A 12,000-nucleotide genomic window follows, 5' to 3' on the forward strand; every position below is an offset into this window, starting at 1 on the left:
TGATTAGTTTTGACAAAGAGATTATATTAAAAATTAATTTTTTTCCGACCTATAAACATCCAAGACTCTTTGGAACAATAATCTAAACCTTTCTCTACTTTCATTATCTAATTGAACACCATTAGCAAAAGACTTTTTAATGTCATTTTTTACTTTATAAAAACTTACATCCATATTGTCACTATTATGTCTAGAACTATATGTTTTAATATCTTCGTCATTTAGATTTACCGTTAACTCTTGAAGTGTTCTTAATTCTAATACATCATGATCTTTTAAAATATTTTCTGAATACATATATTCAACTGGGTAATAATTTTGTTTCTTACAATTCTCAATATGTGGCTCTATTTGTACAGCATAAACTTTCTTATTGCCTGCTCCTTCTTTAGGCTGTCTGAAAGAAAAATTGTTTATGATCTTTTCTTTACCAAACTGTCCATAACATTTATTACCTTTATCATCATAATCAAAGACGCCTATAAAAATTGTATTTTGAGTCAACTCTTTAGGTATACCTACTAAAAATTGTTTTAAGTTATCAGCTGAATCACAGCTTACAATTTCATAAGATAAATCATCAAATAAGTTTAAATACTTTAGTGCTTTTTCAAAATGAATAACATCTGTTTTGCCCTCTGTTAGAATCACTAAATCTTTAGATCTTGATTTATTAACTATTTTCAAAGCTTTATCAAAAGACATGAATCCTTCAGTCAAAATATCAATAGCTTCCTCTTGTGAGATACTTTTCAACTCATTATTTGCTAAGCAAAATAAACTACTTTCATCAGCTAAGGCGACTGTTGTTGGAGAGTGTGTCACTAATATTACTTTTGTACCATTCTTTATAAAAACTTCATTAATTACATTAAAAATCTTTTGTATCATGCTAGGATGTAACGAAGCATCGATTTCATCTAGTAGTAATAACTTAGGAAGTTTTAAATTCCCGCGATATGTTATTAAAATAAGCTGACAGAATATTTTTTCACCACTTGATAAGTCATCAAAATTTATTTTTTCACCATCAACTTCTATCTCTGCTTGATATGTATAGTTATCAGTATCTTTATATGGCGCAATTATTTTATGCTTTAAGCCATATTCATTAAACATTTTATTAAGCATTGCCCATGGAGAATCATTATCCCATATCTTGTTAAATTTACTTTCAGATATTCCTTTGCCTCCTGCACTCAATGATCGATTATCTTTTTTTAGCTTTTCCGCATAATCTAAAAACAATGAACTAAGATTATTTTTGAGTAAATTTCCAACACTAAAACAATAATCTAATAACTCTTGAATCTCTCTATTATCTAGATCAAAGATATTTCTATGATTAAGCTTACTGATGAAGAGGCTTAATGCATCAGTATCTTGATCTAGTAAACGATATCCCTTGAAAACGTTTACTGTTGGATTATCAAATTCTCCTCTGACTAATTTAAAGTTTGGTCTATCTCTTAAGCTTTTTACTTGATCTATAAATTTTATTTGATATTCATCTAGAGTTATCTTATAAATTTGATTTTGTTTACCGATATTAAAATTCAGATAGTCATATCTAATAATCTCACCTACACTATAGTCGTTAGCTTTAATACTACCTTTCTCAATCGCCTCTAATAAGTGTGACTTACCACAACCATTTTTACCTGTGATAATAGATAAATCAGGGAGTCCAATATCATTGAGAGACTTTATAGATTTATATTTTTGGTTAAAAATTAAAGATATCGACATATAATAAAAGAGAGAACACTAATATAAATACATATGGTATCAAATAACGAAAAATCAAGTTATACAATCACTTTGTAGTATTCCTATAAACCAACTTTTGACAAACTTGCTCTAATGAAACTTCTTTCTCCCTAAGCAAAACTAATAGATGGAATAATAAATCTGCTGTCTCAGAAATCAACTCATCATCTGAATCCTGCTTCATTGCAGCAATCACAACTTCTACTCCCTCTTCGCCAACTTTTTGAGCTATTCTTGGTAAACCTTCTTTAAATAAACTAGTCAAATAACTATTCTCAGGTAAATAGTCTTTTCTTTCAGCTATTAATTTTTCTAACTTATTAATTATATACAGAGAGCTATTTTCTTCATTTTTAGTAAAGCATGATTTACTACCAGTATGACAAGTTGGTCCGTATGGTATAGCTTTGATAAGTATAGAATCATTATCACAATCAACTACTATATCTTTTAACTCAAGGAAATTACTACTTTCTTCTCCCTTAGTCCATAGACGTTTTTTACTACGGCTATAGAAAGTTACTTTGCCGATTTCTAAAGTTTTTTCTAAAGATTCCTTACTCATATAGCCTAGCATTAAGACACTATTATCAATTGCTGATTGAATAATAGCTGGAACTAAATTATCCATTTTTTGCCAAGCTATAGACTCTATAATTTTGTTATCCATTTTGTATCCTATTTTACTATTCTTGTAGGTATATTGTTTTTAAAAAGTTCTTGTTTTAACTCAGGTATCGCAATAATGTCATCGTGAAATACACTTGCTGCCAAAGCACCATCTATATCTGTATACTTAAATACATCGATAAAATGCTGAATCTGACCAGCTCCACCAGAGGCAATAACAGGTATTGAGACATTTGATTGAACTTCTCTAAGATGTTCTAGATCATAACCACCTTTAACACCATCATGATTCATACAATTAAGAACTATCTCACCAGCACCACGAGACTCTACTTCTTTTGCCCAGCTAACTGGATCTAATAATGTCTGTACAGTCTTATCAGCACTACCCGTATATTGGCAAACTTTAAATTCACCATCGATAAATTTACTATCTACACCAACTACTACACATTGAGTACCAAACTCATAGACTAGCTCATCTATCAAATCAGGTCTTGCTAGTGCTGCAGAGTTGACAGATATTTTATCAGCCCCTTCATTTAGTATAGCTCGAGCATTCTCTACGGATTTAATTCCACCAGCTACACAAAATGGGATATTTATCTTTTTAGCTATTTCTTGTATCCACTTGATAGAAAGCAGCTTATTATCTGGACTAGCGCCAATATCATAAAATACCAGCTCATCAGCACCTGCATCTGAGTATTTCTGTGCTAGCTCAATAATATCGCCAATTATTCTATGATTTCTAAATTTTACACCTTTGACAACTACGCCATCTTTGACATCAAGACATGGAATTATTCTTTTTGTTAACATTCTAAAGCCTCTTGCAGTGTAAATTTATTTTCATATAATGCTTTACCAATGATGACACCATAAGTATTTTGTTCTTTTAATACTTGTAAATCCTCTAAAGCTCCAACCCCACCAGAAGCCATAAACTGAATATCTGGATATATAGATGAATAGATTCTATATAGCTCAAAATTTGGACCTTGTAACATACCATCTCGATAGATATCCGTACATAAAACATACTCAAGGCCATCACCAAGATAAGTCTGTAGTATTTCATCTAAAGTTGTTGTACTAGACTCTTGCCAGCCATGCGTTGCTATATAAGGAATACCATCTTTGATAAATACATCTAAAGCTAAAACTATCTTCTCAGCACCATATTTCTCAAAAAACTTCTTTGTTAATGCTATATCTTTGACAGCTAAACTACCGACAACTACTCTATCAACTCCGATTTCCAGAAGCTTTTCAATAGTTTCAAAATCTTTGACACCACCACCAACTTGTAGAGCCATATCACAATTTTCTCTAATCTGCTGGATAGTTTCAAACTGACAAGTTTGGCCTTTTTTAGCACCGTCTAAATCTACAACATGGATAAACTCTGCACCAGCTTGTTGATATGCCTTTGCAACATCTTTTGGTTCAAGCTCATAAGTAGTAGTTTTATTAAAATCACCTTTTTCTAAACGAACACATTTGCCATTTATAAGATCTATCGCTGGAAATATATTCATTTATAAAACTCCTTGTATAAAATTCTCTAAAATCTTCATGCCAACCCTACCAGATTTCTCAGGATGAAATTGAATGCCATAAAAATTATCTTTATTTACCATCGCAGTGAAATCATTTATATAGTCATTAGTAGTTATACTAAATTGATTAAGCTCAGCATAAAAACTATGCACAAAATATACATAATCATCTCCTGCAATATCTTTAAACAAAAAATGATCTTTATTTACATTTTGTAAACTATTCCAACCCATGTGTGGAATACTAAAGCCTTGAGTTTTCTTAAAAGCTTTTACTTTTTCAGGAAAAATACCCAAACAAGCTGTACTTCCCTCTTCAGAAAAACTATACATAATTTGCATTCCTAAGCAGATTCCTAATACTGGTTGTGTTAGCTTTGGAATAAGCTTATCTAAATTATTTTTTCTTAAACTATCCATAGCTGATTTAGCATGTCCCACACCAGGTAAAATTACGCAAGCTGATTTTTTGATTACTTCAGCATCATGTGTTAGGACTATTTGTTGCCCTAATTTCTCAAAGGCATATTTTATCGAAGCAAAATTACTCCCACAACAATCTATTATCGCTATCATAATACTCCCTTTGAACTAGGAATCTCATCTATACCATTTTTAGCAATCGCTTGTTTAAGCACTTTTCCTAAGCCTTTAAAACACGCTTCTATCATATGATGAGTATTCTCACCTGTTACTTTGATATGTAGAGTTGCCTTTAGACCTTCAGCAAAAGATACAAAGAAATGCTTTACTAATTCTACTGATAAATCCCCAACCATCTCTCGATCAAAATTTGCCTCAAATGAGCAATAATTTCTACCGCTTAAATCTAGAGCAATATCAACTAAAGCTTCATCCATAGGTAGCAAAAATCCATAACGATTAATACCGTATTTATCACCTAGAGCTTGAGCAATTGCTTGTGAAAAAGTAATAGCTACATCTTCAACACAATGATGATCATCAATATGAAGATCACCTTTTGCCTTAATTGTTGCACTTATCCCAGCATGTTTTACAATCTGATCAAGCATATGATCAAAGAAGCCAAGACCTGTATCGATTTCTCGAGTTCCGGGAACATCTAGATTAACTTTTACAATAATATCCGTCTCATTAGTTACACGCTTGATTTCAGCTACTCTAGGTTTATTTAATATTGCTGTAGTAATATCATCCCAAGATTGATAATTTCCAGCACCAAATTGAATAGGACTAACTTTTATATTATGAGCTAACTGTACATCAGTTTCTCTATCACCAATTACATAGCTATCTTTTAGAGAGATCTTTTGCTCGACTAAATAATCCATCAACAAACCAACTTTAGGTTTACGACAATTACAGTTTTCATGAGCAAAATGTGGACAAATTAAAACATCTTCAAATTCAATACTTTGTGATTTAAATATCTTCATCATCAAGCCATGTGGTGCATCAAAATCCTCCTGTGGAAAAGACTCAGTGCCTAAGCCATCTTGATTTGATACCATTACAAGTTTAAAGCCTGCTTTTTGTAACTTTTTAAGCGCTTCAAAAACACCTTCAAAAAACTCTAATTTCTCGATACTATCAACTTGTTTATCTATAGGCGGCTCAACTATTAACGTACCATCTCTATCAATAAATAAATATTTATTTTGCTTCATAATCACTACTTAATTTTTGTAATACTTCAATTAGTTTTTTATTTTCAACCGATGTTCCAATACTTATTCTTAGCATCTTTTCATCATTAAAAAAATGCGCCATAGAACGCACAACTATATTATTTGCAATTAAATCATCAAAAACATGCTTTTTAAAACTAACTAGTAAAAAGTTCGCGTCTGATGAATATACTTTATTTACTATCGCTAACTGTTCTAGCTTTTCAAATACTAGCTGTCTCTGTTGTTTTATCTCTTCAACTTGAGCATCTAGCTTAGCTAAGCTCTTATCAACAAGTAAATTTAATATCGTAGTTTCAGTAGTTTTTGGAATTGGATATGGTGCTAATATTTTTCTTAACCATTCAATCATATTAGCATTAGCAATTACAGTTCCTAGTCTAAGCCCTGCCATACCAAAAGATTTTGATAGAGTTCTTAGTATAACTAGGTTTTGATATTTATCGATAAGAGTAGTCGCTGACTGTTCACTACTAAATTCTATATATGCTTCATCTACAACAACTATACATTTACCTGCCAAGCTTGCTAATACCTTTTCAATCTCAGCTAGTGGTAATGATTTACCTGTTGGATTATTCGGAGTACATAAGAAAAGTAACTTACAATTACTAGGAATATTTTCTAAAAGCTTAGCAATATCAAGTTTAAAATCATTCTCTTGTTCAAGCTTTATTGTATTATACTCTACACCTTGTAATTGTGCTGCGATTTTATACATTCCAAATGTTGGTTCTACTGCAAAGACACTATCTTTTTGATACTCGCAATATAGTCTAAATAACAGATCAATTCCTTCATCACTGCCACGAGTAACTAACAAATTGTTAGTTTTTACCTTGTAGATATCCGCTAAGCACTGTACCAATTGTTGAGGTTGCTGTGAGGGATAACGATTAAATAGATTATCATCATTATAAGGAGATTCATTTGCATTAAGCCATATGCTCCCTTGAACTTTTAGAGATCTAGCTGATGAATAAGCACTAAACTTTTGTAAATCTTTACGAATTAATTTTTCTAGCTCTTGCATACTTTATAAACTCTCCAAACGAATAGCTATTGCGTTTTCATGAGCTCTGAGACCCTCTATATTAGCTAATCTCATAGCCATTTTACCTATATTTTTCATCCCTTGTTTTGAGACATTTTGAATGCTTATTGCTTTCATAAAATCTATAGTTGCTAAACCACTATAAGCTTTGGCATAACCATAAGTAGGTAACACATGATTTGATCCAGTAATATAGTCCCCTAATGCCTCTGCTGCCCAAGGACCTACAAATACAGCTCCAGCATTTTCAATACTATCAATATACTCATCTGCATTTTCAATATTTAAAATAAGGTGCTCCGAAGCATATTCATTGCCTATATTGATTGCTTGATGAAGTGTATCTACAATGATAATTGCACTATTTTCTAAAGATTTTTCAATTATAGCTCTTCTTTGGGCTGTACTAGTCTGCTTGGAAACTTCATCTCTAACCTTATCAGCTAAAATTTGACTAGTTGTGATTAGTAATGCTTGTGAGTCTGTACCATGCTCAGCTTGAGCTAGTAAATCTGCAGCAACAAATCTAGGATTTGCGCTCTCATCAGCAACTACCAAAACCTCTGAAGGTCCCGCTGGCAAATCTATCGCAGCTCCTTGGCTATCATTAGATACTTGCTGTTTTGCCTCTGTAACCCAAGAATTTCCTGGGCCATAGATTTTATTAACTTTAGCTACTGTCTCTGTACCATAAGCTAGAGCAGCTATCGCCTGAGCTCCACCTAACTTATAAATCTTTGAAACATTACAAATGTCAGCCGCTATTAAAATTAATGGATGAACATTACCATTCTTATCACAAGGAGTAGTTACATAAACCTCTTTACAACCTGCAATTTGTGCTGGAGCTGCTAACATTATTAGCGTAGAAACTAAAGGAGCTGAACCACTAGGGACATATAAACCAACCTTTTCGATAGGTTTATAAACTTTTTTACAAACCACACCATCATTAGTATCACAAACAGTTGTTTTTGGTTTCATTACTTCATGATAATTAGATATACGAGCTATAGAGCTTTTAATCAAATTAATATCATCTTGTGAAACTAATGAATAAGCATTTTTAATCTCATCTGTTGAGACTTCAATATTATCTAAACCAACACCGTCAAACTTAGAAGTAAACTCAAAAAGTGCTTTATCACCATTTTGCTGAACTTCATTTAAAATATCTCTAACGCCTGAGATTAAGTTAGCTTTATTAGCAGAAACTGGGCGAGATAAAAGCTCTAATTGCTTAGCTACACTAAGCTCTTGCCAATTATATATTTCAATCATTGTAGTTACTTACTCCAACATTTTCTCAATTGGTAAAACTAATATAGAGCTAGCACCAGCTTCTTTTAACTTTTCTAAAGTCCCCCAAAATACTCCTTCTTTGGTAACTAAATGTACCGCAACTTTAGTATCACCATATAGAGGCATAATAGTTTGGCCCTCATGTCCTGGTAAAATATGTGTAATTGTATCAACAGCATTTTTATCTATATGAAACATAATATATTTACGTTCCTGAGCATGCTTTACACCTTCAATTCGTCTAAGTAGCAACTCATAATACTCTTCTAATTCTTCACCAAAACTTTCATTTGAACGAATTAAAATAGCTTGGCTTTTCATGATAGTATGAATCTCTTTAAGATTATTCTCTTCTAATGTTCTACCAGTAGAAACCAAGTCACATATTGAGCTTGCCATTTGTAAATTCGGTGCGATCTCAACTGACCCAGAAATAGATAATGGATCAAGACCTAAATCATTCTTATCTGAAAACTCTTGTACTAAATAAGGATATGAAGTTGCTATTCGGGTATTTTTAAGATCATTTAAGTTTTCACTAGCATTATTTGGTACAGCTATAGATAGCCTACATTTACCAAATCCTAGTTTTTTCGTTTTGATAATATCATTCTTTTTATTAGTATCTTTTATGCTTAGTAAATACTCTTCTAAAACATTCTCACCTACTATGCCAAAATCACAAACATTACCATTTACTAAAGTTGGAATATCATCATCTCTTACAAAAAGAAAATCAATCGGAGCATTTATTGAATGACATAACAAATTACTTTTACTTGAGAACTCGACTTTGACACCTATTTTATTAAATAATTCCATTGAATTATCATATAGTCTGCCTTTCTTTTGTATAGCAACTCTTAATCTTTTTCTCATCTTAACTCTCATTTTTTATTTTGTTATAGATAGTGTTGTAACCATTTGTTCCATAAGTAAGGCATCTTGCAACTCTACTAATAGTTGTAAGGCTAACTCCTGTTTCAGCATGGATCTGGCGATATGATTTATCTTTTTTTAATTCTTTAACTACTCTCCAACGAGCGGCCATTGCCATTAAATCTACTGGTGTGCATAAATCTTCTAAGAAAAGCTTTGCTTCATCTACAGACTCAAAATTCGTAAAAACCTTATATAGATCTTGGAGATTATCCTCATTATTTTTTATTTCAGACATTTATTTTTTAGCTAAACATTTTGTGCTAGTGTATTAATATAGTAGTACAGAATAACAACTATTACAAACCAAATGTTAGATATTTAAAAAATAATTTAAAAAGTAGATTTATAACAAATCAGAAAAAATCTGGCATTCTGGAGTTTAGTTAATGGTTACACTCAACTACTCTCAAAATCTAATTTTAAGAACTACAGTATGTAGATCCTATGCTCAAAACCATTAAGTGTAACAAAACGATTTAAAAGAAAAATAAAGTTAGCTTATTATATAATCTTAATATTTTATTCTTCTAACTTGATACCATTAGTTTCAGGCATTTTAGCTATAATTATAACGATTATAATTGAAGCTATAACCGCGTAAATACCTGGAGCCATTTGACCAAAATAAACTATCAATATACTTGAAACTAACGGTACTGTACCTCCTAGTAAAGCATTACTAATATTATAACCAGTACCTACACCACTAAATCTAAGATGAGTTGGGAATAACTCATTAATAGTCACTACAAATGTCGCTGTGGCCGCTGATATAAGTAACATCAAAATAGACATCACAATACATGATAATAATGCCGAGCCCATACTATTTATGACAAATAAGCTTGGATAAACCAATACTCCAATACCAATACAAGAGACTAATAATACTCTTTTACGTCCTACCTTATCTGAAACTGCTCCCCAGAATGGCGCAGTTGCGAAATAGCATATAGATGCGATCATTGTTACAAACATTGCTGTCTTTGTAGAGTAATGTAAAGTTCCTTCTAAGATAGATGGAATAAATGCTGCAACCATATAATATACAATCCCTAAATAGCCAGCTAATGCAAATACTATCAATATCTGATATGGATATTCTTTGATTGCTGAAACAACTGGAGTATCATCTAACGCCCCATCTTCCTTAGCTTTGATATACTCAGGTGATTCACTTTGTAAAAACTGCATCACTAATACAATAATTGCCAAAATCATTCCTATGACAAAGCATAATCTCCAGCCATAAGCATGCATTTGCTGCTTTGATAATATCTCAGAAAATACAAATACTATAACAGTACCAAAAAAGACACCAAAACCAGAAAAGAATGTTCCAAATGCAGTAATCAAGCCTCTTTTATTATCCGGAGCTTGCTCACTTAGTATCGCTAGTACACCATTGTACTCTCCACCTATTGAAAAACCTTGTATCATACGAGCCAAGATTATTAAAACTACAGATGTGATACCGATACTACTATAACTTGGTGTAAATGCGATCATAGCAGATGAAATTGCCATCAATGTCACAGTTATAATAAGTATCTTCTTACGTCCGATCTTATCACCAAGGTTTCCAAAGAAAATACCACCAATAGGCCTCATTAGATATCCTGCTGCAAACATCCCAAATGTTTTAATTGTTGCAACTGTTGCATTATTATCAGGAAAAAAAGTCGCTGATATATATATGGTTACATAAGCAAATAATGCAAAGTCGAAGTATTCAACACTTGTTGCAAGCCCTGCAAATAATATATTTTTTATAGATATTTCTTTTTTCATTTCCAATAAGTTTTAGCTAAGTTTATGATATATTATTAAATACAGTGTTAATTTGCAAAGAAACTAAAGATAATTTGTTTTATTGCATAAATTTTTTACAAAATATGGCAAAACTAATTAGAAATATACTAACAGCTAACATATTATTCTTTATTGCAGCAAGTTCAGTTTTTGCTGATGAAAATAGTATAATATCTTATATAAAGTCGAATATCCCTTTTTATAATAGTGATAGTAGTAAGCTAATAGCTTCAACAACTAGCTCAAAGCAAATTGAGTTAAAACAAAAAGCTATAGCAGATATTCAATATGTTGCAAAAACTGGTGATGATAGCAATAGTGCTGCGAATAAGCAGAACTTATATAGTGCTATAACTTATCTAAATGAGGCTCTTAAGGATACTTCAAAAAACTCTACAGAATCACTTCAAATAAGATTATCTTTATTTTCCCTAGAGTTAGATTTGCATGATTATAAAAAAGCAGATGAAACTATAATACAACTTTCACAAGATTTCCCTAATGAACCTGTAGTACATATATATGCAATAGCATATTTAGATTTGTTAAAATTAAAAAACTATAACTTATCACTACAAAGTTTGCAAAAACTAAAATGGTCAAAAACAGATAACTTTATCAAAACATTTAAAATAATAAAAAACAGCTTCTATCTACAGATTAATACCAATGCAAACCAAATCCAAATAGAGAATAACTCGCCAACAGTTATTATTATTAATGGCTATAATCTCAATCCTGATAGCTCTATGAATGATATTCTTATAAAAAGATTACAAAAAGGATTAGAAGTTCACCAAAGATTTCCTAATGCTAAAATTATAGTTGCTGGTGGTAGACCTAAATTAGGTGTAACAGAATCCTATAGAATGAAAGAGTGGCTTGTTAAAAATGGTGTACCAAGTAATAGCATAATCCAAGAAGATCAATCAAGTAGTACAGTGTGGGGCGCTATAGATAGCTTTCAAATACTAGAAAGTCTAAAACCTAAGATTAAGAATATTATCCTAGTCACATCAGCTTCTGATATTAGAAGAACTAATGCAATATTTGAGCAAGAAAATTTAAATACTAACTCTAACTTTGATTTTCATAATGCTGTCTCTGGATCAAGAGGTTATAACATTATGATGCCGATATCAGAAGATGAAAGAGCTATTATTATAAAAGATACTCTTAGAATGGCAGGCATCTGGCAAATGCCTGGAATGGTTTTCTGATTTTATGGTATTATATTAGTACTAATTTTTATCAAACT

Annotated in this window: 12 protein-coding genes; 1 reads left to right on the forward strand and 11 read right to left on the reverse strand. The window is 31.5% G+C overall.

What is annotated here, in order from left to right; all coding sequences use genetic code 11:
* Positions 1 to 33: 33 nt before the first annotated feature.
* From FIP56_RS06725 to FIP56_RS06775, 11 genes are all read right to left on the reverse strand, one after another.
* On the reverse strand, positions 34 to 1,749 hold the full coding sequence (locus FIP56_RS06725; protein ID WP_192578174.1) for an AAA family ATPase: 1,716 nt from the start codon (positions 1,747 to 1,749) through the stop codon (positions 34 to 36).
* Positions 1,750 to 1,816: 67 nt separating this feature from the next.
* Positions 1,817 to 2,440, reverse strand: coding sequence for a bifunctional phosphoribosyl-AMP cyclohydrolase/phosphoribosyl-ATP diphosphatase HisIE (hisIE, locus tag FIP56_RS06730; protein WP_192578175.1), 624 nt, complete (start codon positions 2,438 to 2,440; stop codon positions 1,817 to 1,819).
* Between the two features lie 8 nt (positions 2,441 to 2,448).
* Positions 2,449 to 3,222, reverse strand: coding sequence for an imidazole glycerol phosphate synthase subunit HisF (gene hisF / locus FIP56_RS06735; RefSeq protein ID WP_192578176.1), 774 nt, complete (start codon positions 3,220 to 3,222; stop codon positions 2,449 to 2,451).
* Entirely contained in the window at positions 3,216 to 3,941 is a 726-nt protein-coding gene (hisA, locus tag FIP56_RS06740) for a 1-(5-phosphoribosyl)-5-[(5-phosphoribosylamino)methylideneamino]imidazole-4-carboxamide isomerase (RefSeq protein WP_192578177.1), read from the reverse strand. The genes hisF and hisA overlap by 7 nt, the downstream gene beginning before the upstream one ends.
* Entirely contained in the window at positions 3,942 to 4,538 is a 597-nt protein-coding gene (gene hisH, locus FIP56_RS06745) for an imidazole glycerol phosphate synthase subunit HisH (RefSeq protein ID WP_192578178.1), read from the reverse strand. It abuts the gene before it with no gap.
* Positions 4,535 to 5,611 (reverse strand): bifunctional histidinol-phosphatase/imidazoleglycerol-phosphate dehydratase HisB, encoded by a 1,077-nt coding sequence (gene hisB, locus FIP56_RS06750; protein WP_192578179.1) that lies wholly within the window; start codon positions 5,609 to 5,611, stop codon positions 4,535 to 4,537. Before hisB ends, hisH begins: the two co-directional genes overlap by 4 nt.
* Positions 5,598 to 6,665: a histidinol-phosphate transaminase gene (gene hisC / locus FIP56_RS06755; protein WP_192578180.1), complete on the reverse strand. Its 1,068-nt coding sequence runs from the start codon at positions 6,663 to 6,665 to the stop codon at positions 5,598 to 5,600. Before hisC ends, hisB begins: the two co-directional genes overlap by 14 nt.
* 3 nt (positions 6,666 to 6,668) lie before the next feature.
* Positions 6,669 to 7,967 carry a histidinol dehydrogenase gene (gene hisD, locus FIP56_RS06760; RefSeq protein ID WP_192578181.1) on the reverse strand — a complete coding sequence of 433 codons (1,299 nt, stop codon included), beginning with the start codon at positions 7,965 to 7,967 and terminating at the stop codon, positions 6,669 to 6,671.
* A gap of 9 nt (positions 7,968 to 7,976) precedes the next feature.
* On the reverse strand, positions 7,977 to 8,867 hold the full coding sequence (hisG, locus tag FIP56_RS06765) for an ATP phosphoribosyltransferase (RefSeq protein WP_192578182.1): 891 nt from the start codon (positions 8,865 to 8,867) through the stop codon (positions 7,977 to 7,979).
* A 1-nt stretch (position 8,868) separates the two neighbouring features.
* Positions 8,869 to 9,165 (reverse strand): YerC/YecD family TrpR-related protein, encoded by a 297-nt coding sequence (locus FIP56_RS06770; protein WP_192578183.1) that lies wholly within the window; start codon positions 9,163 to 9,165, stop codon positions 8,869 to 8,871.
* A gap of 284 nt (positions 9,166 to 9,449) precedes the next feature.
* Positions 9,450 to 10,721 carry an MFS transporter gene (locus FIP56_RS06775; RefSeq protein WP_192578184.1) on the reverse strand — a complete coding sequence of 424 codons (1,272 nt, stop codon included), beginning with the start codon at positions 10,719 to 10,721 and terminating at the stop codon, positions 9,450 to 9,452.
* Between the two features lie 104 nt (positions 10,722 to 10,825).
* Between FIP56_RS06775 and FIP56_RS06780 the strand changes: the two genes are divergently transcribed.
* Complete coding sequence (locus tag FIP56_RS06780) at positions 10,826 to 11,962, forward strand: YdcF family protein (RefSeq protein WP_192578185.1); 1,137 nt, start codon at positions 10,826 to 10,828, stop codon at positions 11,960 to 11,962.
* Positions 11,963 to 12,000 lie beyond the last annotated feature (38 nt).

The sequence above is a fragment of the Francisella sp. LA112445 genome, assembly GCF_012224145.1.
Classification (GTDB): Bacteria; Pseudomonadota; Gammaproteobacteria; order Francisellales; family Francisellaceae; genus Francisella.

Bases quoted from the DNA above. Each gene is read 5' to 3' on its own strand.
- FIP56_RS06725 (WP_192578174.1), bottom strand. From the start codon at position 1,749: ATGTCGATATCTTTAATTTTTAACCAAAAATATAAATCTATAAAGTCT.
- hisIE (WP_192578175.1), bottom strand. From the start codon at position 2,440: ATGGATAACAAAATTATAGAGTCTATAGCTTGGCAAAAAATGGATAAT.
- hisF (WP_192578176.1), bottom strand. From the start codon at position 3,222: ATGTTAACAAAAAGAATAATTCCATGTCTTGATGTCAAAGATGGCGTA.
- hisA (WP_192578177.1), bottom strand. From the start codon at position 3,941: ATGAATATATTTCCAGCGATAGATCTTATAAATGGCAAATGTGTTCGT.
- hisH (WP_192578178.1), bottom strand. From the start codon at position 4,538: ATGATAGCGATAATAGATTGTTGTGGGAGTAATTTTGCTTCGATAAAA.
- hisB (WP_192578179.1), bottom strand. From the start codon at position 5,611: ATGAAGCAAAATAAATATTTATTTATTGATAGAGATGGTACGTTAATA.
- hisC (WP_192578180.1), bottom strand. From the start codon at position 6,665: ATGCAAGAGCTAGAAAAATTAATTCGTAAAGATTTACAAAAGTTTAGT.
- hisD (WP_192578181.1), bottom strand. From the start codon at position 7,967: ATGATTGAAATATATAATTGGCAAGAGCTTAGTGTAGCTAAGCAATTA.
- hisG (WP_192578182.1), bottom strand. From the start codon at position 8,867: ATGAGAAAAAGATTAAGAGTTGCTATACAAAAGAAAGGCAGACTATAT.
- FIP56_RS06770 (WP_192578183.1), bottom strand. From the start codon at position 9,165: ATGTCTGAAATAAAAAATAATGAGGATAATCTCCAAGATCTATATAAG.
- FIP56_RS06775 (WP_192578184.1), bottom strand. From the start codon at position 10,721: ATGAAAAAAGAAATATCTATAAAAAATATATTATTTGCAGGGCTTGCA.
- FIP56_RS06780 (WP_192578185.1), top strand. From the start codon at position 10,826: ATGGCAAAACTAATTAGAAATATACTAACAGCTAACATATTATTCTTT.